This window comes from Pseudomonas sp. BP11-1-1, from assembly GCF_052112105.1.
Lineage (GTDB): Bacteria > Pseudomonadota > Gammaproteobacteria > Pseudomonadales > Pseudomonadaceae > Aquipseudomonas > Aquipseudomonas alvandae.
Genome location: NZ_JAUTYU010000013.1, coordinates 71,995 through 96,556 on the forward strand (window position 1 = coordinate 71,995; position 24,562 = coordinate 96,556).

21 protein-coding genes and 1 tRNA gene are annotated in these 24,562 nt (G+C 59.1%); 15 read left to right on the top strand and 7 right to left on the bottom strand.

The window, feature by feature from the left end; genetic code table 11:
* Positions 1-119: 119 nt before the first annotated feature.
* The gene (locus Q7C33_RS21700; RefSeq protein WP_407684144.1) at positions 120-881 is read left to right on the top strand and encodes an SDR family NAD(P)-dependent oxidoreductase; all 762 of its coding nucleotides are present in this window, start codon (positions 120-122) and stop codon (positions 879-881) included.
* Positions 882-909: 28 nt separating this feature from the next.
* Entirely contained in the window at positions 910-1,215 is a 306-nt protein-coding gene (locus tag Q7C33_RS21705; protein WP_030138586.1) for a YkgJ family cysteine cluster protein, read from the top strand.
* Positions 1,216-1,329: 114 nt separating this feature from the next.
* On the opposite strand, the gene Q7C33_RS21710 is transcribed toward Q7C33_RS21705, so the two are convergent.
* From Q7C33_RS21710 to hemA, 6 genes are all read right to left on the bottom strand, one after another.
* Entirely contained in the window at positions 1,330-1,848 is a 519-nt protein-coding gene (locus Q7C33_RS21710) for an acyloxyacyl hydrolase (protein ID WP_030138585.1), read from the bottom strand.
* A 113-nt stretch (positions 1,849-1,961) separates the two neighbouring features.
* Positions 1,962-2,753, bottom strand: a complete 792-nt coding sequence (murI, locus tag Q7C33_RS21715) for a glutamate racemase (RefSeq protein WP_030138584.1) — start codon at positions 2,751-2,753, stop codon at positions 1,962-1,964.
* Positions 2,750-3,502 carry a molybdopterin-synthase adenylyltransferase MoeB gene (locus tag Q7C33_RS21720; RefSeq protein ID WP_030138583.1) on the bottom strand — a complete coding sequence of 251 codons (753 nt, stop codon included), beginning with the start codon at positions 3,500-3,502 and terminating at the stop codon, positions 2,750-2,752. Before Q7C33_RS21720 ends, murI begins: the two co-directional genes overlap by 4 nt.
* Positions 3,496-4,326, bottom strand: a complete 831-nt coding sequence (prmC, locus tag Q7C33_RS21725) for a peptide chain release factor N(5)-glutamine methyltransferase (RefSeq protein ID WP_407684145.1) — start codon at positions 4,324-4,326, stop codon at positions 3,496-3,498. The genes Q7C33_RS21720 and prmC overlap by 7 nt, the downstream gene beginning before the upstream one ends.
* A 14-nt stretch (positions 4,327-4,340) precedes the next feature.
* A complete protein-coding gene (prfA, locus tag Q7C33_RS21730) occupies positions 4,341-5,423 on the bottom strand; it encodes a peptide chain release factor 1 (RefSeq protein ID WP_217860320.1) in 1,083 nt (360 codons plus the stop codon).
* Complete coding sequence (gene hemA, locus Q7C33_RS21735) at positions 5,420-6,709, bottom strand: glutamyl-tRNA reductase (protein WP_030138580.1); 1,290 nt, start codon at positions 6,707-6,709, stop codon at positions 5,420-5,422. The genes prfA and hemA overlap by 4 nt, the downstream gene beginning before the upstream one ends.
* Before the next feature lie 181 nt (positions 6,710-6,890).
* On the opposite strand from hemA, the gene Q7C33_RS21740 reads away from it, so the two are divergent.
* From Q7C33_RS21740 to ychF, 8 genes are all read left to right on the top strand, one after another.
* Complete coding sequence (locus Q7C33_RS21740) at positions 6,891-8,615, top strand: tetratricopeptide repeat protein (RefSeq protein ID WP_323155751.1); 1,725 nt, start codon at positions 6,891-6,893, stop codon at positions 8,613-8,615.
* Between the two features lie 4 nt (positions 8,616-8,619).
* Entirely contained in the window at positions 8,620-9,237 is a 618-nt protein-coding gene (lolB, locus tag Q7C33_RS21745) for a lipoprotein insertase outer membrane protein LolB (protein WP_030138578.1), read from the top strand.
* A gap of 1 nt (position 9,238) precedes the next feature.
* Positions 9,239-10,090 carry a 4-(cytidine 5'-diphospho)-2-C-methyl-D-erythritol kinase gene (ispE, locus tag Q7C33_RS21750; protein WP_198796244.1) on the top strand — a complete coding sequence of 284 codons (852 nt, stop codon included), beginning with the start codon at positions 9,239-9,241 and terminating at the stop codon, positions 10,088-10,090.
* Positions 10,091-10,127: 37 nt separating this feature from the next.
* Positions 10,128-10,202, top strand: a tRNA-Gln gene (locus tag Q7C33_RS21755).
* 47 nt (positions 10,203-10,249) lie between these two features.
* Positions 10,250-11,191, top strand: coding sequence for a ribose-phosphate pyrophosphokinase (locus Q7C33_RS21760; RefSeq protein ID WP_003171603.1), 942 nt, complete (start codon positions 10,250-10,252; stop codon positions 11,189-11,191).
* A gap of 140 nt (positions 11,192-11,331) precedes the next feature.
* Positions 11,332-11,934 carry a 50S ribosomal protein L25/general stress protein Ctc gene (locus Q7C33_RS21765; RefSeq protein WP_030138576.1) on the top strand — a complete coding sequence of 201 codons (603 nt, stop codon included), beginning with the start codon at positions 11,332-11,334 and terminating at the stop codon, positions 11,932-11,934.
* 165 nt (positions 11,935-12,099) lie between these two features.
* Positions 12,100-12,684: an aminoacyl-tRNA hydrolase gene (gene pth / locus Q7C33_RS21770; RefSeq protein WP_030138575.1), complete on the top strand. Its 585-nt coding sequence runs from the start codon at positions 12,100-12,102 to the stop codon at positions 12,682-12,684.
* A gap of 22 nt (positions 12,685-12,706) precedes the next feature.
* The gene (gene ychF, locus Q7C33_RS21775) at positions 12,707-13,807 is read left to right on the top strand and encodes a redox-regulated ATPase YchF (protein ID WP_217860324.1); all 1,101 of its coding nucleotides are present in this window, start codon (positions 12,707-12,709) and stop codon (positions 13,805-13,807) included.
* 54 nt (positions 13,808-13,861) lie between these two features.
* On the opposite strand, the gene Q7C33_RS21780 is transcribed toward ychF, so the two are convergent.
* Positions 13,862-15,937, bottom strand: a complete 2,076-nt coding sequence (locus tag Q7C33_RS21780; protein WP_258648264.1) for a calcium-binding protein — start codon at positions 15,935-15,937, stop codon at positions 13,862-13,864.
* Between the two features lie 389 nt (positions 15,938-16,326).
* Here Q7C33_RS21780 and Q7C33_RS21785 point away from each other — a divergent pair, with 389 nt between their 5' ends.
* The 5 genes from Q7C33_RS21785 to Q7C33_RS21805 all read left to right on the top strand — a co-directional run bounded on the left by Q7C33_RS21785 (position 16,327) and on the right by Q7C33_RS21805 (position 24,558).
* On the top strand, positions 16,327-18,705 hold the full coding sequence (locus Q7C33_RS21785) for a type VI secretion system Vgr family protein (RefSeq protein WP_407684146.1): 2,379 nt from the start codon (positions 16,327-16,329) through the stop codon (positions 18,703-18,705).
* A gap of 32 nt (positions 18,706-18,737) precedes the next feature.
* Positions 18,738-21,380 (top strand): hypothetical protein, encoded by a 2,643-nt coding sequence (locus Q7C33_RS21790; protein ID WP_407684147.1) that lies wholly within the window; start codon positions 18,738-18,740, stop codon positions 21,378-21,380.
* A gap of 13 nt (positions 21,381-21,393) precedes the next feature.
* Positions 21,394-21,807 carry a hypothetical protein gene (locus Q7C33_RS21795; RefSeq protein ID WP_258648267.1) on the top strand — a complete coding sequence of 138 codons (414 nt, stop codon included), beginning with the start codon at positions 21,394-21,396 and terminating at the stop codon, positions 21,805-21,807.
* Positions 21,808-23,059: 1,252 nt separating this feature from the next.
* Positions 23,060-23,323: a PAAR domain-containing protein gene (locus Q7C33_RS21800; RefSeq protein ID WP_258648268.1), complete on the top strand. Its 264-nt coding sequence runs from the start codon at positions 23,060-23,062 to the stop codon at positions 23,321-23,323.
* Between the two features lie 107 nt (positions 23,324-23,430).
* Positions 23,431-24,558 (top strand): hypothetical protein, encoded by a 1,128-nt coding sequence (locus Q7C33_RS21805; RefSeq protein ID WP_323156013.1) that lies wholly within the window; start codon positions 23,431-23,433, stop codon positions 24,556-24,558.
* The last annotated feature ends 4 nt before the right edge of the window (positions 24,559-24,562 follow it).

Consider the following 24,562-nt stretch of genomic DNA (forward strand, 5'->3'; position numbering starts at 1 on the left):
TCAGTTGTGAAGGCTATGTAGTCTGACTAATCGAAGGGGCCATTAAAGGCATTGTGCAGGATGCACGGTCCAAGCCTGGTTCATTTCAAATCAAGGCTGTGCGCAAAAAGGGGAGAACGATGGCGCGAAAATATTGGCTGACCGGTGCCAGTAATGGACTGGGGGCTGCGTTGGCCGAAGCGATTCTTCAGGCCGGAGGGCAGTTGGCCGTGAGTTCCCGCGTCGCGCCCTCTTGCGAGACCCTTTCACAACAATTTCCCGGCCAGGTGCTGATGGTGCCGGGCAACTTGACCGACAGCCAGACCGTTCGAGAGATTGGCCAGCGGCTTGCCCAGGAATGGGGAGCACTGGATACAGTGATCATCAATGCAGGCACGGCTGAATACGTTGCCGGCCAACCCACCGATAGCACACTGATTGAACACATCATTCGCAGCAATTTGCTTGCAGCGAGTTTCTGCATCGAGACGGCGCGACCATTGTTACACCAGGGAGCCGAGCCGCATCTGGTGGGCATCACCAGCCCGGTCACTTACTTGCGACCCTCGCAAGCCGAGGGCGACGGCAACGCGATGCGCCAAGTATTCGAGTCAGTGCGTGCCGACCTGGCCTCCAAGGGGATCGACCTCACATTGGTCGTCCCTGGCTTCGGCAATTCGGCGACAGGTGTCGATGAGGACTTTTCAGTGCTGGCCCGATGGACCGCTGAAACGGCAGCGAGCCACATACTGACGCAACTGGAGGGACGCCCCCACGAGATGGCCTTGCCTGCTGTCTCCATGACGAAGCTCTGGCCGTTACCGTCATCAAGCGACCCCACCCAAGGCGACATCGCCGCCTGCCAAAAAGCAGGACAATCCCCGATCAAGGGACAACCCTGATCGGCCCGGTTGCCTTACACTGCGCCCCATGAAAACCATCCCTCTCGTTGAACTCCCCGCGCCGGTCGTCACCTGCTCGACCTGCGCGGCGTGCTGCTGCCAGCTCGAAGTCATGCTCATCACCGACACCGGCGTTCCCGAGCGGTTTATCGACACCGACGATTGGGGAGGGGAAGTCATGCTGCGGCTCGACGATGGCTGGTGCGCAGCGCTGGATCGCGACAGCATGATGTGCACGATCTACGAGAGGCGTCCGCTGATTTGCAGGGAATTCGAAATGGGTGCGCCGGAATGCCTGGAGGAGCGACAGGGCATCACGACGGCGTATCGGTAGGAAATCCGCGTTTATTGGGGGAGTGGGCTTGCTCGCGAAAGCGGCGGTTCAGCCAGCATTGATGTGACTGACACTACGCATTCGCGAGCAAGCCCGCCCCCACAGGATCGAGTGTTACAACGGCATCGTGTAGTGCAGCGCGTAGCTTTCCACACCGTCGTTGGTCGACTTGATGCCGGCGTTGGAGTAATGAGTGGCGCGGATGCCCACTTCATGCCCACCCTTGAAGCGCAGGCCGAAACCGATGCGATCCTCGAACTGGAACGCCGTGCCCAGCTTGTTGCTTTCCACTTCGGTGTTTTCAAACAACGCAACGCCCACGCCCGCCTCGATATAAGGCTTCACATTCTGACCGGCAAATTCGTACACAAATACCGGCGAAAACGACAAGCTATGGTTGCTGGAGGTCTCATCCCCCTCCCAGTACGTGTAGGCACCGCTCCAGTAACCGGTCAGGCGCCCCACGTCGCTCTGCAACCAACTTTTGTCCCAATCGAATTGCATGCCCAGGCGGTAGGTCATGGTCGAGTCGCCAGTCTGGCCTACCCCGAACTCGACGCCCGCTGCCTGCGCGGTGTAAGTGTGCCCCAGCAATGCAGCCGCAAACGCGGCAAAGCAGAATAAGCGCTTCATTAGAAACATCCTTTTCCGACAGCCTAGTTAGTTTTTTCTTACAACAGACAGAGCTATAGAAATCGGCGCCAAAACAGAAGTTCAGCTCGATTTACACAATTTTCACGTTTTTTTTACAGTTCGAAGTTTCGCACAATGTCAGACGAATCCCATAGAGTCGGTAGGATTTTTCTTAAATGTAGCGGATCCGAACTGGTCCAGAATTGCGCTTCACTGGCCGGCCCGTGGGCCAGTAGATTCCGTTCGGCCAACAGGCGTTGAAGTTGCCGAGCCACGGCGGCGCCCGTGTCGATCAGGCTGATATGTTCAGGAACCATCTGCTTGAGCAACGGCTTGAGGAATGGATAGTGCGTGCAGCCGAGGATCAATGTGTCGCAACCGGCCGCCAGCAAGGGAGTGACGTAGCCTTGTAGCAATTGAAGCAAGGCCGGGCTGTTCAAGTCACCGGCCTCGATCAATTCCACCAGCCCTGGGCAGGGCTGCGTGATGACCCGCACATCCGTGGCAAAACGATCGAGCAACGCGGCGAACTTGGCGCTCTGTAAGGTGCCCGTGGTTGCCAGCACACCCACGATGCCGCTTCGTGTGGCGGCGGCGGCGGGCTTGACCGCTGGCTCCATGCCGACGATGGGCCACTCGGGGTAATCGCGACGCAGGTCGGCCACGCCGGCTACCGTCGCAGTGTTGCAAGCGACCACCAGCGCCTTGGCGCCTTCGCGCTGGAGAAAGCCCGCAATGATCGCGCAGCGCTCGCGAATGAATTCCGGGCTCTTCTCGCCGTAAGGGATATGCCCGCAGTCAGCGATATACAGGAGAGATTCATTGGGCAGCAACCGACGGATCTCACCCAGCACCGACAGCCCGCCGACCCCGGAATCGAACACACCGACCGGCGCTTCACTCATGTCGGCTTGCCACAGACGCTGCAACCCGGATCACGCTTGACCCGCAATTCGCGAAAACGCGTGCCCAAGGCATCGATCAACAGCAAGCGCCCCACCAGCGGCTCACCAAAACCGGCCAGCAGCTTCAAGGCTTCGAGCGCCTGGAGGCTGCCCACCAACCCCACGAGCGGGCCAAGTACGCCGGCCTCGCTGCAGGTCAATTCAGCTTCGCTGCCGTGACCGTAGAGGCAGTGGTAACACGGACTTTCGGCGCGACGCGGATCGAACACCGATAACTGTCCTTCCAGACGAATCGCCGCGCCGCTGACCAATGGCTTGCCCGCCGCCACACAGGCAGCGTTCACCGCTTCGCGCGTGGAAAAATTGTCCGAGCAATCCAGCACCACGTCCACCGCCGCCACGGCATCTGCCAGGCTGTCTTCGTCCATCGCAGCCGTGTGAGGCACCAGCCGGACCTCGGGATTGATGGCGGTCAGGCGCCGCACCGCCGATTCGACTTTGCTCAGGCCGACGCTGTCGGTGTCGTGGATGATCTGCCGCTGGAGGTTGGTCAGGTCGACCGTGTCGAAGTCCGCCAAGTGCATCTCGCCAACGCCAGCGGCGGCGAGGTACAACGCCACCGGAGCGCCGAGGCCGCCCAGCCCGATGATCAACACGCGGCCCTGCTTGAGGCGCAACTGCCCATCGATGTCGACGTGTTGCAGCAGAATCTGTCGGCTATAGCGCAGCAATTCCTGATCGTTCAGCACGGCAGGCGTCCCAGGCTGATGCGTTCATGATTGCCCAGGTCCTTGCGACTGTGGACTTCGGCGAACCCTCGGCCGCTCAACAGGTCGCGCACCGCTTCAGCCTGGTCGTAACCGTGTTCGAGCATCAACCAGCCGCCCGCCTCGAGATGATCGGGGGCCTGGTCAACGATCGCGCGCAAGTCATCAAGCCCGTCCGGCCCCGCGACCAGCGCACTGGCCGGCTCGAACCGCACGTCGCCCTCGGCCAGGTGCGGGTCGCTGGCGGCGATATAGGGCGGGTTGCTGATGATCAATTCGAAACGTTTGCCCTCCAGGGCGCTGAACCAGTGACTGCTCGCCACCGTCACGTTGCGCAGGTCCAGGCGCTGACGATTGCGTTCGGCCAGGGCCACCGCTTCGAGCACCCGATCGACCGCCGTGACTTTCCAGGCCGGGCGCTCGCTGGCCAACGCCAGGGCTATCGCGCCGCTGCCGGTGCCGAGGTCCAGGACCCGGGCCGGCGTGGCCGGCAGCAAGGCCAACGCGGTTTCCACCAGCAGCTCGGTGTCGGGGCGCGGGATCAGCGTATGGGGCGCCACCTCCAGGTCCAGTTTCCAGAAGCCCTGCTGCCCGAGAATGTAGGCCACCGGCTCACCGGAGCGACGGCGACGCAGGTACTCGGAAAACAACAGCGCCGCCTCGCTGGGTACGATCCGCTCGGGCCAGGTGTGCAGGAAGCTGCGGGACTTGCCCAGCGCAGCGGCCAGCAGCAACTCGGCGTCCAGCCGTGGCGTGGGCGAATCCGGCAGCTCGGCGGCGCGTAACAGACTGGCAATGATGGTCATTTATTCACCTGTGCCTATTCGCCAATCGCGGCCAACTGGTCGGCCTGGTATTCGGCCAGCAAGGGCTCGATCACCGCGTCGACACCACCGGCAAGGATTTCATCCAGGGAATACAGGGTCAGGTTGACGCGATGGTCGGTGACCCGGCCCTGGGCAAAGTTGTAGGTACGGATCCGCTCGGAACGATCACCCGAGCCCACCAGCAATTTCCGCTCGCTGGCGATGGCGTTGGCGGCGGCGCTGGTCTGCTGGTCGTTGAGCTTGGCCGACAACCAGGACATCGCCCGCGCGCGGTTCTTGTGCTGGGAGCGCTCTTCCTGGCACTCGACCACGATGCCCGAGGGCAAGTGCGTGATGCGGATCGCCGAATCGGTCTTGTTGACGTGCTGGCCGCCCGCGCCGGAGGAGCGGTAGGTGTCGATCCGCAGGTCCGCCGGGTTGATCTCGATGGCTTCCTGTTCGTCCGGCTCGGGCAACACCGCCACGGTGCAGGCGGATGTGTGGATGCGGCCCTGGGATTCGGTGGCCGGCACACGCTGTACGCGGTGGGCGCCGGATTCGAATTTCAGCTTGCCATAGACGTTGTCACCCTCGACCCGGGCGATGACTTCTTTATAGCCGCCGTGTTCGCCTTCGTTCTCCGAGAGGATTTCCACACGCCAGCCACGACGCTCGGCGTAGCGCGAGTACATGCGAAACAGGTCGCCGGAAAAGATCGCCGCCTCGTCACCACCGGTGCCGGCGCGGATTTCAAGGAACACGTTGCGCCCGTCGTTCGGATCCTTGGGCAGCAGCATGCGCTGCAGGTTGCTTTCCAACTCGACCAGTTGCTCCTTGGCCTCGCGCACCTCTTCCACCGCCATTTCGCGCATGTCCGGGTCGCTGTCCTTGAGCAGCGCCTGGGCGCCCTCGAGATCGCCTTGCACCTTGAGCAACTGTTTATAGGTCGCGACAATCGGCTCGACTTCCGCGTACTCCTTGGAGTAGGTCCGGAACTTGTTCTGGTCGGAAATGACCTCGCCGTCGCCCAGCAAGGCGGTCAGTTCCTCGAAACGGTCCTGGAGAATGTCCAGCTTATTGAGCAGTGACGCTTTCATTGCGATTTTTTATCCGAAAAGCTATCCGGTGAAGCCTCACCGAGGGCGAAAAGTTCCTGGGCCATGGCCAACGCATCGAGGCGGCCTTCGGCGGTCAGTTTCTTGAGCTGGACGCTGGGCGCGTGGAGCAGCTTGTTGGTCAGGCCACGGGCCAGTTGCACCAGCACCTCTTCGGCACTGCCACCGTTGGCCAGCAGGCGCTGGGCCTTTTGCAATTCTTCGTCACGCAGCCGTTCACTTTGCTGACGATACGCCTTGAGCACGTCCACCGCCGCCAGCTCGCGCAGGCGCACCATGAAATCCTCGGCGCCGACGGTAATCATCTCTTCCGCCGCCTGGGCCGCGCCTTGCCGGCTCTTCAGGTTTTCGGCAACCACTTCGTGCAGGTCATCGACACTGTAGAGGTAAACGTCGTCCAGTTCGCCGACTTCCGGCTCGATGTCACGCGGCACGGCAATGTCGACCATGAAGATCGGCTTGTGCTTGCGCAGCTTCAAGGCGCTTTCCACCGCGCCCTTGCCTAGGATCGGCAACTGGCTGGCGGTGGAACTGATGACGATGTCGCTGTGTACCAGCTCGGCGGGAATGTCGGACAGCAGCACCGCGTGGGCGCCGAACTGTTCGGCCAGGGTGCTGGCGCGCTCCAGCGTGCGGTTGGCGACCACGATGCGTTTCACGCCCAGGTCATGCAGGTGGCGGGCAACCAGGGTGATGGTCTCGCCGGCACCGATCAGCAACGCCTGGCTGCGCTGCAGGTCACTGAAAATCTGCTTCGCCAGGCTGACCGCGGCAAACGCCACGGACACCGGGTTCTCGCCAATGGCGGTGTCGGTGCGCACTTGCTTGGCGGCATTGAACGTGGCCTGGAACAGCCGCCCCAGCAGCGGGCCGACGGTGCCTGCCTCGCGCGCCACGGCGTAGGCCGACTTCATCTGGCCGAGGATCTGCGGCTCGCCCAACACCAGCGAATCAAGCCCCGAGGCGACGCGCATCATGTGACGAACGGCCGCATCATCTTCGTGCACATAGGCGCTGGAGCGCAGCTCTTCAAGACTCAAATCATGGTATTCGGCCAGCCAGCGCAGCACTGAATCGGCCGAAACGTGATCCTGTTCTATATAAAGCTCGCTGCGATTGCAGGTGGAGAGGATCGCAGCTTCGCGGCTGTCGGTGAGTCGGCAGAGCTGCTGCAGGGCCTCAACCAGCTGCTCAGGCGTAAAGGCCACGCGCTCGCGGACGTCTACTGAAGCAGTCTTGTGGTTAATACCAAGTGCAAGGAAGGCCATTCAAGGTCGCTGATGGTGACGTGAAGCCGGCAATTGTCCTACTTCGCCAGATCCAGAACAACCACCCCCGACTATTGTCACAATTACCTGTGCCTATAAAGCATCCGCCGAGACTCGGTTATGTTTGACCGATGGCTTGTGTCATGATGATCCGACCGCAGGTTAGTCGTCCTCTTCCTATATGAATAGATCCTTTGCGTTGCTCCTCGCTTTTGCCTTCCTCGGCGGCTGCCAGTCCATGGCCCCCGTTTCGACGGACGGTACGCCACCGGTCGAAGACAGTTCCCCGACCCCCGAAAAGCCCAAGGTCTACGGCTCGTTCAGCGAGGAGACCATCTTCAGCCTGCTGAGTGCCGAGCTGGCGGGCCAGCGCAATCGCTTCGATATTGCGCTGGACAACTACGTCACCCAGGCCATCAATACCCAGGACCCGGGGATTTCCGAGCGCGCGTTTCGCATCGCCGAATACCTGGGCGCTGACCAGCCTGCATTGGATACTGCGCTGATCTGGGCGAAGAACGCCCCGGACGATCTGGAAGCGCAACGCGCCGCCGCCATACAACTGGCACGTGCCGGACGCTATGACGATGCCATGACGTATATGGAAAAAGTCCTGCAGGGCAAAGGCGATACCCATTTCGACTTCCTGGCGCTGTCCGCCGCCGATACCGACCAGGAAACCCGCGCCGGCCTGATGAAGAGCTTCGATCGCCTGCTGCAGCGTCATCCGAACAATGGACAACTGATTTTCGGCAAGGCCCTGCTGCTGCAACAGGACGGCGACTCCCAGGGCGCCCTCACCCTGCTGGAAGACAACCCGCCAGAGGCCGGCGAAGTGGCGCCCATCCTGTTGCGTGCACGGCTGCTGCAAGGCATGAACCGCGGCGACGAAGCCCTGCCGCTGATGGAAAAAAGCATCAAGAAATATCCGGACGACAAACGCCTGCGCCTTACCTATGCGCGCATGCTGGTCGAGAACAACCGCATGGACGACGCCAAGGTCGAGTTTTCCAGCCTGGTGCAGCAGTACCCGGAGGATGATGACCTGCGTTATTCCCTGGCACTGGTCTGCCTGGAAGCCAAGGCTTGGGAAGAGGCCAAGGGCTACCTGGAAGACCTGATCGCGCGGGAAAGCCATGTCGATTCGGCCCACCTCAACCTCGGTCGCATCGCCGAGGAGCGCAACGACCCCGAGAGTGCCCTGATCGAATACGCCCAGGTCGGCCCGGGCAATGATTATCTCCCGGCGCAGTTGCGCCAGGCCGACATCCTGATGGGCAACGGCAGGACGGCCGAGGCCCAGAGTCGCCTGGCCATCCAGCGTGACACCCAGCCGGATTATGGTATCCAGCTTTTCCTGATCGAGGCCGAGACCCTGTCGGCCAACAACCAGGGCGACAAGGCCTGGGGCGTGTTGCAACAAGCCTTGAAGCAATACCCGGACGATCTGAACCTGCTGTATACCCGCGCCATGCTGGCGGAAAAACGCAATGACCTGGCCCAGATGGAGAAAGACCTGCGCCTGATCATCCAGCGCGACCCGGACAACGCCATGGCCCTCAACGCCCTTGGCTACACCCTGTCGGATCGCACTACCCGCTACGATGAAGCCAAGGTGCTGATCGAGCAGGCCCACCAGATCAACCCGGAAGACCCGGCGGTACTCGACAGTCTCGGCTGGGTGAACTTCCGCCTGGGCAACCTCGACGAAGCCGAACGCCTGTTGCGCCAGGCGCTGGAGCGCTTTCCCGATCAGGAAGTCGCCGCTCACCTGGGTGAAGTGTTGTGGGCCAATGGCAAGCAACGCGAAGCCCGGCAGATCTGGGACAAGTTCCTCAAGGAACAGCCCGACAGCCCCATCCTGCGCAGCACCATCAAACGCCTGACCGGATCAGAGACTCTTTAAGATTATGTTTTTGCGCCATTTCATCGTTTTCAGTTTCATCGCCCTGCTCGCCGGTTGCGCGGGCTTCGGCGCCCGTGAATCCGTCCAGGGCCAGGGCAACCAGGCCCAGTGGCGCGAGCACAAGCAACAATTGAGTGGCCTCGATGGCTGGCAGATCGACGGCAAGATCGGTATTCGCGCGCCAAAGGATTCGGGCAGCGGCACCTTGTTCTGGCTGCAGCGCCAGGATTACTACGACATTCGCCTCTCCGGGCCGCTGGGCCGTGGCGCCGCACGCTTGACCGGCCGGCCGGGCCAGGTTTCGCTGGAAGTCGCCAATCAGGGGCGCTACGAGGCGCCAACGCCTGAAGCGCTGCTGGAAGAACAATTGGGCTGGAAACTGCCGGTGTCGCACCTGACCTGGTGGGTTCGCGGCCTGCCGGCACCGGACAGCAAAAGCCGCTTGACCCTCGACGCGGACAGTCGCCTGTCCAACCTGGAGCAGGACGACTGGCAGATCGAATACCTCAGCTATGCCCAGCAGAACGGCTATTGGTTGCCCGAGCGCATCAAGCTGCACGGCAGCAACCTCGACGTCACGCTGGTCATCAAGCAATGGCAGCCGCGCAAGCTGGGGCAATGACATGAGCGCAACACGCTTGACGCTGCCCTCTCCGGCCAAGCTCAACCTGATGCTGCACATCCTCGGCCGGCGACCGGACGGCTACCACGAGCTGCAGACAATCTTTCAGTTCCTGGACTACGGCGACGAGATCACTTTCGCCGTGCGCGACGATGGCGTGATCCGCTTGCACACCGAATTCGCTGGCGTTCCCCACGACAGCAACCTGATCGTCAAGGCCGCGAAAAAACTCCAGGAACAATCCGGTTGTTCGCTGGGCATCGATATCTGGATCGAAAAAATCCTGCCCATGGGCGGCGGCATCGGTGGCGGCAGTTCGAATGCGGCGACGACTTTGCTGGGCCTGAATCATTTGTGGCAACTGGGCTGGGACATGGATCGCTTGGCGGCCCTGGGCCTGACGCTGGGCGCCGACGTGCCGGTTTTCGTGCGTGGCCACGCGGCTTTTGCCGAGGGTGTGGGGGAAAAACTCACGCCGGTAGAACCCGAAGAACCCTGGTACTTGGTGCTGGTGCCGCAAGTATCTGTAAGTACAGCAGAAATTTTTTCAGATCCACTGTTGACACGTAACTCTCCTCCCATTAAAGTGCGCCCCGTTCCCAAGGGAAACAGTCGAAATGACTGCTTACCGGTGGTAGCAAGGCGTTATCCAGATGTTCGTAACGCATTGAATTTGTTAGGTAATTTTACCGAAGCAAAACTCACCGGAACTGGAAGTTGTGTGTTTGGGGGCTTCCCAAGCAAAGCTGAAGCTGATAAAGTCTCGGCCCTTCTGACAGAGACCCTTACAGGGTTTGTAGCAAAAGGAAGCAACGTTTCGATGTTGCATCGCAAGCTGCAAAGCCTGCTCTAAAAGGAATCGAGTGCTGGGCACTCGCAGCAACAGATACAGGGGCGTCGCCAAGCGGTAAGGCAGCAGGTTTTGATCCTGCCATGCGTTGGTTCGAATCCAGCCGCCCCTGCCATTTTCCTATACTCATCCAGGTATACCCTCAGCCTTCAGGTACTGCGCGTGTCCAAGATGATGGTCTTTACGGGGAACGCCAACCCCGATCTGGCTCGGCGTGTCGTACGTCAGCTGCATATCCCTCTCGGTGACATTTCTGTCGGTAAGTTCTCCGACGGCGAAATCACTGCCGAGATCAATGAAAACGTTCGCGGTAAAGACGTCTTCATTATTCAGCCGACTTGCGCTCCGACCAACGATAACCTGATGGAACTCGTCGTGATGGCTGATGCCTTCCGCCGCTCCTCGGCTACTCGTATCACTGCTGTTATTCCTTACTTTGGTTATGCCCGCCAGGATCGCCGTCCGCGTTCCGCACGTGTGGCTATCAGCGCGAAAGTCGTCGCCGATATGCTGACCGTAGTCGGCATCGATCGTGTACTCACGGTCGATCTGCATGCTGACCAGATTCAGGGCTTCTTCGATATTCCCGTGGATAACATCTACGGCTCCCCAGTCCTGGTGGATGACATTGAAGATCAGCGCTTCGAAAACCTCATGATCGTGTCCCCGGATATCGGCGGCGTCGTGCGTGCACGGGCCGTTGCCAAATCCCTGGGCGTTGATCTGGGTATCATCGACAAACGCCGTGAGAAAGCCAATCACTCCGAAGTGATGCATATCATTGGTGACGTCGAAGGGCGTACCTGCATTCTGGTCGATGACATGGTCGATACCGCCGGCACCCTGTGCCACGCGGCCAAGGCCCTGAAAGAGCATGGCGCTGCCAAGGTCTTTGCCTACTGCACACACCCAGTGCTGTCCGGTCGGGCGATCGAAAACATTGAAAATTCCGTGCTGGACGAGCTGGTGGTGACCAACACCATCCCGTTGTCCGCTGCAGCACAAGCCTGTGCGCGTATCCGTCAACTGGATATCGCACCGGTGGTTGCCGAGGCGGTTCGCCGCATCAGCAATGAAGAATCGATCAGTGCGATGTTCCGCTAAGGGCCCTGCCCTTTCCTGAATGTCTCGTTGACGAAAAGCGCCCCGCCCCAACACTCATGTTGGGGCGGGGCTTTTTTGCCCATACCGCTTTGGCGTCGGTCGCAGACGTCATTCGGAAATGGCTATTTTGGAGATACAACATGAACGATTTTACTCTGAATGCTGAAGTGCGTTCCGACCTGGGGAAAGGTGCGAGCCGCCGCCTGCGTCGTCTCGCAAGCCTGGTTCCAGCTGTAGTCTACGGTGGCGAAAAAGCCCCTGAGTCCATCAGCATGCTGGCCAAGGAAGTTGCCAAACTGCTCGAAAACGAAGCGGCCTACAGCCACATCATCGAGCTGAACATTGGCGGCACCAAGCAAAACGTCGTGATCAAAGCCCTGCAGCGTCACCCGGCCAAAGGCCACGTGATGCACGCTGACTTCGTCCGCGTTGTTGCCGGTCAGAAGCTGACTGCTGTTGTTCCAGTGCACTTCATCAACGAAGCTGCCCCGGTCAAGAAAGGCGGCGAGATCTCGCACGTGACTTCGGAAATCGAAGTTTCCTGCCTGCCGAAAGACCTGCCTGAATTCATCGAAGTCGACCTGGCTGACGCCGAAGTCGGCACGATCATTCACCTGTCCGACCTCAAGGCTCCTAAAGGCGTTGAGTTTGTTGCCCTGGCTCACGGTGATGACAAGGCTGTTGCCAACGTCCACGCTCCACGTGTTGCTCCAGAAGCTACTGAAGAAGGCGCTGCAGAGTAATTTCACTCTGTCGCCGGAGTGACCGGAAACATCGCGGACTGGAACGTAGCGAGACAACGGGCAAGAACGCGAAGTTTACTTAACGGTAGATCCGCAATTTTCGTTCGTTGTCGCCACACCGTCTGACGCGACATGTTATCCACCACTCCAGGAAGGGCCCCTATCGTGACTGCCATCAAACTGATCGTTGGCCTGGGTAATCCAGGCACCGAATACGAACAGACCCGGCATAACGCAGGGGCCCTTTTTGTTGAGCGCATCGCGCACGCCCAAGGCGTCAGCCTGGCCGCCGATCGCAAATATTTCGGCTTGACCGGGCGCTTTTCGCACCAGGGTCAGGATGTTCGCCTGTTGATTCCCACCACCTACATGAACCGCAGCGGCCAGGCCGTGGCGGCATTGGCCGGTTTCTTTCGCATCAAGCCGGAAGAAATCCTGGTGGCCCACGACGAACTCGACCTGCCTCCGGGCGTCGCCAAGCTCAAGCAGGGCGGCGGCCATGGCGGTCACAACGGGTTGCGCGACATCATCGCGCAACTGGGTAATCAGAATACCTTTCACCGCCTGCGGCTCGGCATCGGCCACCCGGGCGTTGCCAGTATGGTTTCAAACTTTGTCCTGGGTCGTGCGCCTCGCGCCGAACAGGAAAAACTCGATGCCAGCATCGACTTCGCCCTCGGCGTGCTGCCGGATATCCTCGCCGGTGAATGGAACCGCGCGATGAAAAACCTGCACAGCCAGAAGGCCTGACACTTATCCGAGGGGAAACACCATGGGATTCAATTGCGGCATCGTCGGCCTGCCTAACGTCGGCAAGTCCACCCTGTTCAACGCCCTGACCAAATCAGGGATCGCGGCCGAGAACTTCCCCTTCTGCACCATCGAGCCGAACAGCGGCATCGTGCCGATGCCCGATCCACGCCTGGAAGCCTTGGCGGCGATCGTCAATCCCAAGCGTATCCTGCCGACCACCATGGAATTCGTCGACATCGCTGGCTTGGTGGCCGGTGCGTCGAAAGGCGAAGGCCTGGGTAACAAGTTCCTGGCCAACATCCGTGAGACCGATGCCATCGCCCACGTGGTGCGCTGCTTCGAAGACGAGAACGTGATTCACGTTTCCAACAGCGTCGACCCAAAACGCGACATCGAAATCATCGACCTGGAACTGATTTTCGCCGACCTCGACAGCTGCGAGAAACAACTGCAGAAAGTCGCTCGAAACGCCAAGGGTGGCGACAAGGACGCCGTCGTCCAGAAAGGCCTGTTGGAACAGCTGATCGCCCACTTCACCGAAGGCAAGCCTGCGCGCAGCCTGATGAAGAACATGAGCACCGACGAGAAACAGGTGATCAAGGGCTTCCACCTGCTGACCACCAAGCCGGTCATGTACATCGCCAACGTCGCTGAAGACGGTTTCGAGAACAACCCGCACCTGGACGTGGTCAAGGCCATTGCCGAAGAAGAAGGCGCCATGGTCGTTCCGGTCTGCAACAAGATCGAAGCGGAAATCGCCGAGCTGGACGACGGTGAAGAGAAAGACATGTTCCTCGAGGCCCTGGGCCTGGAAGAGCCAGGCCTGAACCGCGTGATTCGCGCCGGCTACGAAATGCTCCACCTGCAGACCTACTTCACCGCCGGTGTCGAAGAAGTCCGCGCCTGGACCGTTCGCGTGGGTGCTACCGCCCCGCAAGCCGCCGGCGTCATCCACACCGACTTCGAGAAAGGCTTCATCCGCGCCGAAGTCATCGCCTACTCGGATTTCATCCAGTACAAGGGCGAAGCGGGCGCCAAGGAAGCCGGCAAATGGCGTCTGGAAGGCAAGGAATACATCGTCAAGGACGGCGACGTGATGCACTTCCGCTTTAACGTCTGAAGTGAAAAAAACCGCGTGGCAGCGTCTGTCTGCCACGCGGTTTTTTTGTGCCCGTCAACTCAGCAAATGCCATTGATCGACATCTGGCGCCACCCCGATCAGGCCTAATTCGGCGTCGGGCGCCGCTGCGGGAGCAAAGACCATGTTGTCTTCGCCAAGGCTTTCCCGCCAGTCCCCAGCCAGTGCGATCTGGAACGAATGGCCTTGGGCGTCCGCTTCCGCATCCTTCAGGTAAGTGCGGTCCAGTGCCTCGTTGTAAACCAACTTCAGCGTAGTGTCCGTACCCTCTCCGAAACCGGTGTAGCCCAGCGCCGACACATCGATCTTGTCGTCAACCGTGAAGCCTTCGATCAGGTCGGCAAAGCTCTGGCTGTCAGTCCGGTAGCTGTCGTCGGTGGAGAGATAGCGGAATACGTCGGCGTTTTCACGGTTGTCCGTCCACAACGAAATGTCGGCCCGGTCTCCGCCGTTGAGACGGTCGGCGCCCGCGCCGCCGATGATGACATCCGCTCCGGCGCCGCCGTTGATACGGTCATTGCCGTCGAGGCCACGGATGATCTCCGACAGGGCAGAACCGTTGATCGTATCGTTGGCAGACGTCCCTTCGACGGTAGGCGCGGTAAACACCAGGTTGGTGCTGTTCAACTGCCCGACCAGATTACCGTCCAGGGCCAGTTCAAAACGTTGCCCGGCGGCATCGGCGTCGAAGCTCTTGAGGTACGTGCGAGTGCCGTCCGCGCTCGCCTGGATGGCCAACGTACCGTCATGCCCGTCGCCAATCCCGGTGAAGCCCAAGCCGATCAGGTCAATGCGGTCCTCAGAGACATCGAAGTCCTGGATGCGGTCGCTGTTGTTCAATGTGGCGGTGCGGAAACTGTCGCCCAATTCGGCAAAACGGAAAATGTCCGCGCCTGCGCCACCTTGCAACACGTCACGTCCGCCGTCGCCCTGGAGCACATCGTCGCCCGCCAGGCCATGGATGATTTCGGCGGCATCGGTGCCGCGCAGGATTTCCTCGCCAGCGTACCCATCCACGTGGAGCTTGCCATCCTGGCTGCCGAAGCTGGTGTCCAGGCTGCCGTCGGCGTTCAGGCGGATGACATTGAAATCTCCGCTGTTCGTGCCGGCAGCCAAAATCCGGCCATCCGCTTGTACCGTCAAAGCCACCGGCGTGTCGGCCTCGAAGGTCACCGAGCCATTGCTGCCAAAGCTGCTGTCGAAGGATCCGTCAGCGTTGAGCCGCGCCACGGTAGCCAAGCTATCGCCCTCGCCATGGCCCATCACGATGATCTTGCCGTCAGCCTGCACGGTGACCACCGAGTCTTCGCCAAACCCCATGGTGGCGTTCAAATGCAGGACGCCATCATCACCGAAACGGGTGTCCAACTGACCGTCGGCGTTGAAACGCTGCAAGGCGAACGTCGGATCGCCCACACCAGCGGCGTTGTAGGCAGCCCCGACCACGACGCTTCCATCCGCCAGCACGGCAGTTGAGATCCCGCCGTTGAAGAACGGATCTTCGGAAATATCGACGGTCAGCACGCCATGGTTGCCAAAGCCGTCGAACAAGCTGCCGTCATTGCCAACCTTGGTCACGGTCGCCTGGTCAAACCCGCGGGCACTGACCTGAAAGGTGCCGTCCGTATTGGCCGTCAGGTCGATATCCTTGAAGTCATGGCCGATGTCGACCGTCATGACGCCGTTCTGACCAAAGCCAGCATCGCGCGTCCCGTCGCTGTTATAGCGCTCCACCTGTATGCCGGTGTTCAGCGCCACAGCGACAAGCACCTTGCCATCGAACTGCACCGCCGTCAGCTCATAGCGGGACGCTGGCGCTGTCGTGGCCGGTACCATGTCGACGCCACCGTCATGAAAGCCGGTATCCAGGCTTCCATCCGCATTCAGGCGGATAACGGAATGGTTCTGTTCGTAACCGTAGCTTTCCTCACCTGGCGCCCCGGGGTATCCCCATGCCAGGTACTCGGTATAGCCGCCAATCAATATCTTGCCGTCCGACTGGACAGTGATGCTCTGGGCATCATCGAACTGGCCGGTGAGGTCGACCTGGACAGTGCCCGGGCCGGTTCTCACGGTATGGGAATCCACTTTCGTACTATCGAAGGTTGTCATGGTTTAGTCCTTTAAATAAATGCCGGATTCGTCACTCTGGAAGAGCCACAACGCTTTGCACGCTTCCGATCATTGGCTTGACCGGTGGCTTGCAGCCGTCAGCAGGCTGGATGGCCCTTTTGCTCGGAGGCATCAACGAGCGGCAAGTTCACTTCTGGCTGGGGGATGACGACAGATGGCCAATAACCCTCCCCTTCCCACTTATTTCCCTAGGCAATCGGCTCCCCTGTAGGCAACTTCCTAAGGAAGAGGAACGCGCCTTTATAGGACGTTTCTGAATTTTCAGAACGGGCGGTTTGCCTATGGTATCTGCCCTTCGCCGTGAGCCAATCTGGTCCCCTCGACAACAAAAAACCACGCGCCATGAGCGTGGTTTTCCAGGGGCATCCATGACTAACCCACTCCCGACCTTCTTCGACCACAGCCGCCACACCCTGCGAATCTCCGGCGTCGACACTCACCTCGACGTCCTGGCCTTCACCGGCGAAGAACACCTGAGTCGTCCCTACCTCTACCGCATCGAATTCACCTGCACCGAGCGCGACCTGGCGGCCACCGACGTGCTCAACCGCTGGGGTTATTTCAACCTGTACGCCGTGCCGCCACCGCCGACGCCCAAGGGCTTCAAGCCGCCGGTGATCAAGCCGTTGCGCGCCTTTCATGGGGTGATCTCAGGCTTCAAGCGCCTGTCCGGCTCCAACGACGAAGCCCGCTATGAAATCACCTTGCAACCGCGTTTCGCGCGGCTTGGGCGCGGCAAGCAGTTTCGCATCTACCAGCAGCAGTCGGTGCCGGAGATCGTCGAGCACATCCTGCGCACGCGCCACGATTTTCGTGGCGAGGAGTTCTATTTCAACCTGGTGCGCCAGTACCCCCGGCGCGAACAGGTCATGCAATACGACGAGAGCGACCTGGCATTCGTCGAGCGCCTGCTGGCCGAGGTCGGCATCTGGTACCGCGTCACCAGCGACGATCGCCTGAACATCGACGTGGTGGAATTTCACGACGACCAGCGGCACTACCAGCGCGGCGTCACGTTGCCGTGCCGCCCGCCGTCGGGCTTGTCCGCCGATGGCCAGGATGCCGTCTGGAACCTGCAGACCGCCCACCGGATGGTCGAGCAAAGGATCAACTTTCGCGCCTACCATCACCGCGAGGCCCATGCCTTTCTGGACGGTGAAGTCGACCACACCCGAGGTGCCAAGGGCACCTACGGCGAGGCCTATCACTACGGCGACCCCTACACGGTGCTGGGCGAGCGCTACGCCCTGGACGAGGACCTGCAAAGCGAAAGCGGTTTCTTCTACGCCCGTCTGCGCCATGAGCTCTACCTCAACGACCAGACCCGCCTCAGCGGCACCACCAGCAGCGCCATCCTGGCCCCGGCGCAGCGCCTCGACATCACCGGCGGCCCGCCGAAGGCCTTCGAGCCCGGCGCGGTGATCGTCAGCCTGCGCACCGAAGCGGCCCGCGACCGCAGCTTCGTCGCCCACTTCCAAGCCATTCCCTACTCGGAAACCGTGTGCTTTCGCCCCGCGCTGCTGCCCAAGCCGCGCATGAGCGGCACCCTCCCCGCCCGCGTCAGCCACCCGGTGGTCAACCCGCCGTACGCCGACCTCGACTTCGAAGGCCGCTACAAAGTGCGCTTCCTGTTCGACCGCGACACCTGGCAACCCGGCCGCGAAAGCGCCTGGCTACGCCTCGCCCGGCCCTACGGCGGCGACACCCACGGCCTGCACCTCCCGCTGCAGGCCGGCACCGAAGTGGCGATCGCCTTCGAACACGGCGACCCCGACCGCCCCTACATCGCCCACGCCCTGCACGATGACCGCCACCCGGACCCGGTCACCGCCCGCAACGAGCGCCGCAACGTCCTGCGCACCCCGACCAACAACAAACTGCGCCTGGACGACACCCGCGGGGAGGAACACATCAAGCTCAGCACTGAACACAGTGGCAAGAGCCAGTTGAACCTGGGGCATTTGGTGGACGCCGCGCGCAAGAAACGTGGGGAAGGGTTTGAGTTGCGCACCGATGGCTGGGGGGCGATTCGGGGTGGCAGGGGGGTGTTTATCAGTGCGGATGAGCAGGTCAAGGCCAAGGGTGACGTCCTGGAAATGAGCGCGGCGACAGACCGCTTGCAGCAGGCCGCCGACCAGCTGGACAACCTTTCCAGCGACGCGCAGGCGAGCCAGGCCGAACCCGCCGACGTGCAAGCGCAACTGGCCTTGCTCAGGCAAGACCTCGAACAGCTCAAAACCTCCGTCCTGCTGCTCAGCGCTCCGCAAGGCATCGCGCTGACCAGCGGCAAACACCTGCAACTCGCCGCGCAACACAACCTGATGCTCAACGCCGGCGGCCAGGCCGACCTCAGCGTGGTCAAGCGCCTGTTCATCGGCGTGGGCCAGGGGGTGAGCCTGTTCGTGCGCAAGCTGGGCCTCAAGCTGATCGCCAACCAAGGGCCGGTGATGGTGCAGGCGCAGAACGACCGATTGGAACTGATGGCGCGTCATGGGCTGGACATCAGCAGCACCGAAGACGAGATCCGCATCGTCGCGAAGAAAAAGATCACCCTCAACGCAGGCGGCAGCTACATCACGCTGGATGAGGGCCTCATCGAGTCGGGGACGCGGGGGGACTTTGTCGTGAAGTCGGCGAATTTCGAATATGTGCAAGAGGCTGCCGAACAGGCCGCACCGCTGAAAACACTGCCTGAGCTGGCTGAACACGACGCCAGATCCGCAGCGCTAACGGACTTCTCCGGTTGATCCCCTCCACGAAACCAAAGGCCAAATAAACCATGCTCAACTCACTGCTTCGCCTTTTCGAACGCTCCGACAATCGCAGGGGTTCAAGACCCGATCAAGCGGGTCCTCCCATCTGGCCGACGCCGGATACCAGGCCCATCAACGCCCCTTCGCCGCTTGAACATCAGGATGTCGGGCTGTCGCCAGTCAACACCTGGAGCCATCCCTTCAAGGACAGAAACCACCCATTGCTGCACTTGACTCAACTGGCCAAGGCCACGGCGGGTTACTTCCCACTGGGGCGCAATGGCCTCTGGCATGGCGGCGTGCATTTCGACGCGGGCACCGCAAGCCAGTTCGATCAATCCAGCGTGCACTGCCTGGCCGACGGAGAAGTGGTGGCGTATCGCATCGATCAACACGCACCGACCACGGCCTACCAATTCAACAAGCTCGTCGTGAACAAACCCTTCTCGCGAAATTTCGTGCTCGTGCGCCATCTTTTGCAGCCACCGAAAATCAAGGGCAGCCCGGACACACCGCCCAGCCTGATCATCTACAGCCTGTACATGCATTTGCAGGACTGGGCGGCTTACCAGCAAGACCCAGCCCTGACGCGCCCGGGTTTCTGGCCTGAGGGGCAGACCCGTTGGGTGAAGGAAACGGTACAAGACATATTCTACGGTCGCTCCGAACAACGCGGCCTGAACGTGCGCAACATGGCCCGTCAAGGCAAGGTGCTGACATTCCTGCCTGCCGGCGCCGCGGTAACTGTCAGCGGCGACGGTGAATTCCGCAAACTGGAAAACACCCTTGGACCGGAGGTTTTGATCGATGCCGAAGGTGCGCTGCGCGGCTACCTTTCTGTCTATTTTCTGGAGCTCATTTCTGCAAATCAGTATCGCGTCAGGAGCCGTAGCTCGCTGAATGTGCGTGCCGAAGCGAATCTCCTCAGTGAAATTCTTTTGGAATTGCCGCCGGGCACCGAAGTGACTATCAGTGGCGAAGGCGAATTCCGAAAGCTGGAGCGCGTCAACCAATACGTCCATTACCCCTCGCTGCGAGGGGAGCTGGAACCGCTGGCGCATGATCGAGTGGTGGTGCTGGACGAACCGGTGCCTATCAAGGCCGGTGATCTGATCGGCCACATCGGCGAGTACCAAAGCTACAACGCGGATCGCCCGGAAAACAAACTGCACCTGGAAGTGTTCAGCGAACAAGACGCGCGCGCCTTCCTCAAAGCCAGTCGCGCCTGGGCCGAACGGTTGCCCAAGCGCGACAAGACTTGGCTGAAGCTCGCCAAGGGCACCCCCGTATTGGCGCATCAAGATGATTACAACACCACGCGCCCCCCACATTTAGCGAGAGCCAACCGCTTCAGCGACGCCGACCTGTTGGTTCCCAAAAGCCTGCTCGATGACTTACCGGACAAATACAAGATCGCCGTCTTCGCCACGCCTGAACGAAAAGCACAAAACTGGTACCGCCTCGATGGCCTGCTGAACGATGGCGACAACGCTGCGCTGGACGGCTGGGTGTGCGAAGAAGTTGGCGTGACGCCATGGGTCAATCCCTGGTCATGGGACGGCTACGAAGTGATCTTCGACTACTCGTCCCCCCGAGAACACCTGGCCTCATTCCACCGCGCCGTAGACCGTTTCAGCGGCGCGCAACTGGAACGCTACGGCCCGATGGCCGACGCGGGCGACAAAGGGCCGGTCCAGCGCCGACTGTTCGACATCATCGACCGCAACCACGACGGCAAGATGACCGCCGAAGAGCTGCAAACAGCCCTCAACGTACCGGCCCACGCCCAATCGATCTCACAACTGATCGTGCTCAAGGAAAGCGAATGGTTCCACCGCCCGCAAAAGTGGGATGCGTTGGACGAACTGCTCGGCCATAGCGGCTCGACGCCGCATGTGAACTGGTTGGCGGAGAAAGAGCGGATCAAGGCGTTGTGTTGGTGGGATGAGGTGATGGAGAAGGTTGGGCTGCCGGAGGACGGGAAGGTTTATCACTTTCATCCGGTGGGGATTGGGGGCAATTTTTCGGCAGCAATTGATGACAATGATCTCTCGTGGTTGAAAGTGCCTTTTGGGCAGCTCACCTTCGACGTAGAAGGTAATGACATTGAGGACCCGAATAATCCTTTGTATCGATACTTCAGTCGAGTAGTCCATTGGCCAGGCGGTGCGTCGGGCATAACGATTGGTCGCGGATATGATCTTGGGCAAAGGCCAAATGCTTTTACTGATCTATCGGCGGCAGATATTGAACAACCTTTGCATTCATGGCTTATCGGGGGTATAGGGCTGTCCGGCCCAGCTGCACGAGATTATCTAAAATCCGCACCGGAAGAGATCAGAAGGCAGACAATTTCGAGAAAGCAGCAGTACGATCTTTTTATTCCAGTTTACAAGCACATGAAGGACGAAGTTATACGGATTTCCAAGGCTCAATTCAATATAGACGAGTATGGCCAATTAAACTGGACAAAAACAGATCGTCGCATCCAAGACATCGCAGTGGATTTGATATACCGCGGCGACTACACACCCATTACTAGAACCTATATTCAAAAACCGATAGTTGACAATAATCTCTCAAAAATTAGAGAAGTGCTTTTTGACAGGAACCGGTGGCTGAGCGTACCAGCTGATCGTTTCAATAAACGAAAAACTTATCTAGATTAAGCGGAGTCACCCTATGGGCAATATAGCAACCTTATTAACCATGCTGGCATTTATCTCTTCTGAAGCGGTAGCCGAAAACCGTGAACTTTATGAGCAAACCTCCACCATTATCAATAATGAAATATTAAAGTACTCACTAAGCAAAAAAGGTAACTGCGCAGTATTCCGTATCCTCAGCGCAACAAACCTAGAAATAAAATCGGTAAGAAAAATGTGCAGCTATGAAGGGCGGTCCTTTTGGGATCAGGTAGCAGACGCGCACTTCTATAATATTTCGTTCTCAGGCGCCGGAATTAAATTCTACCTCAGCATTACTCCTCTCTATCCGGTCAACGAACAAATATATGAATGTATCGCCCCTATAAAAGCGAGCGAATTATTACCGATAATTTGCACCCCCCCCGAAAAATCACCCCTAGAACGCTGAAGCGAAGCACTTACCTTCTACCGGCGTCAACGCGAAAGACAGTTTAAATAACCCCCAGCGGGGAATTTTCAGAACACCAAATTTAAAGCGAGAGTCCGTTCACAGCTGTTTACAAACGCGAGTTGATCAGCGCAAAAAATATTCAACAGACGTTCGGCGCAAGGAGAAGCAACAAATGAGAAAATTGGTCATTGCTTTTATTACCTTGAGCCTAATTAATTTTGCGGGTGCCGACATGCTAAATTATTCAGCAGTAGCCGACGCCACTTCCGGGAGAGTTGGGAATGTCTTGGCTCGATACTTAAGGATGTTTGAAGATGCGTGTCTTTATATCGAAACATTGAGTCTCGACGGCAATTGGAGCGCGACGTCCCGAGCGAGTGTGTGCGACCTTGAAGGTCAATTGTTCTCATCCGACTTTACTTATGTTGGATTTCAAGACATATCTTTCGAGATAGATGGAATACACCTCACTTTAAGCACTACACCACTGGGGCCTATAGGAGAAGAAACAAGAAAATGCTTTATCCCGGTCACAAATGGGCAAATCGGTAGACTGCAGTGTTCAAAGGCAGAAAGCGCATAGAGCATAAAAATTTCCGGAATAACCAAATGAAAGCAACCCAACTCTTTGGCGGAGCACTCTTAGCCATGTCTTCAACGTGTATAGCTGACATAAACTACATGCGCGCCGCGACAATAATCTCACATCGAAGCAATGAAGTGGTATACAGATATGTCCGCCTATATGAAGATCCTTGCATATACATTGATACTTTGGCGCCTCGAAAAGACTGGAAAATCGTAAGCACCAAAACGGTATGCGCGTATGAGGGTAAGGATTTCCACCAGGGATACGCATTTGCCGAGCCCAGCGATCTAAACATTCGAGATGGGATTTTTTATCTTAAACTTAAACTTGTAACTCTTCCGCCTACTGAGATGAAGAAATTGAAATGCCAAATTAATCTTAACAACAAAGGCAGCCATACTCTGAAATGCGCCCCCATAAAATTTTAATAGCGAATCACAAGACAGACCACAACGAGCAAGCAGGGAAAGTTCAAAGATGTTTAAAGTGCCGTCTATACCAGCCACTGACATTAAACTTGCTAGCAGCCAAAAATTCATCACCCAATCCATAGTTGCACTCAGACCGACGCCACTACCACGGAGAGTTTATATGCACAACCACCTCATATAAAAAGTCGACAGGCACCAATAAGGAATCGGTTTTAACAAGGAGCAAAACATGAAAAACATCATCCGAATCGGCGACAAAAACTCAGGAAACGGCACCGTCCAATCAGGTTCAACCGTCATGAAATTCGGCGGTATCGGTGTCGCTCGGCAGGGCGATCCGGTGGATTGCCCGGTGCCGGGGCATGGGCGCACGGTCGTTGCCGAAGGTCATCCGACGTTCAAGGACAATGGCGTGCCCGTCGCCTTTGCTGGGCATCTGTGCGCCTGTGGCTGTGCACTGATTTCATCCATGCCTGGCGTGGGGGCCCGTTAATCATGCCGGTGCGAATGGATGACATCCCGGTCTTGGCGCCTAGGCCGGTACGGCCACGGGCCAGGCTTTGGCTTGGGTTATTGGTGTTTTGTCTGTTGTTGGGAGCTGTGGGCGTTTTGTCGCTCGGCCCCGAAGCGTTGCACCAGAATCCTGAAGTTTCCTGGGGCCTGGCTTTGGGCGTGCCGTTGCTGGGGTGGTGTGCCCTGGGTTTCGGGCGGACGTTGCTGTATCTCGGCGAACAAGCGGTGGCCGATGGTTGGGATCAGGCGCGACAGGCGGACCTTGTCCAAAAAAACCGTCAAGGAAGGCGATTGCTACAGGTGTTGAAAGTCGACTTGCATACCGCCCTGCGCGCGCCCGGCGACGAACCTGCAGTGCAGTTGGAGGCTTTGCAGAGTGGCATAAAGGCGCAAACGATGCAGCCTTCGAGGCTCGTTTCGTCATCGTCATGCCACAGTCGTTTACCGGGCGATAGGGCTGAAGATCTCGAACCGTTGTTGCTGCGAACGCTGCAACAGGTATTGGAGGAATTGGCCCCTACCTTGGCCCAGTTGCCTGACTATACGCGGCTGGGGTTGCTGTTGGACGTCGATAGCGGCTTGTCGCGTTCCGGGTGGGACCGGACGTGGGAGCAGGCATGGCAAGCGTCCGCTATCCGCCAGGCACCGGTTCTACTCGAAGGCAATGGCTTGGATGCGTTGGATCAATGGCTCGATCAGCGCTTTTATGAGGAAGCTGTGCTGCTGGTCATCGGATTGCAGTTTGCACCGAGACAACCCGAGGGCACGGCGGAAGTGATCGCCGGTTTGTTGCTCAGCAATCAGCTGGCGCAAACCAACGTGGCACCCGTGGCTTTGCTCCACCGCCCGGAGCAGGAGCGCCAACCTTGTCCCGACGCGCTGCATGCTGCCGCGACACAGGCAAGTGCCTGGGTACCGGTAGAGTTCAAGGCGATCCGGCAGGTCTGGCGGGCGGGTATTGATGCGCAACGTCATACAGCCGTGGACAGCGTATCCACCCAGCTATCGATACCGATGCAGCATGAGCATGGTCTCCATGACTTGGACGCAATGCTGGGGAACCCAGGCAAAGCTTCGCCATGGCTGGCGATTGTCGCGGCGACGCAAGCCATTCAGGTTGGCGCGGGACCGCAGTTCATTTTCAGCGGCAATGGCCGCGCTGACGCCAGGCTTTGGGGCATGGCATTGACGCCTGCGCCTTCCCTCCCGGAATAGGAAA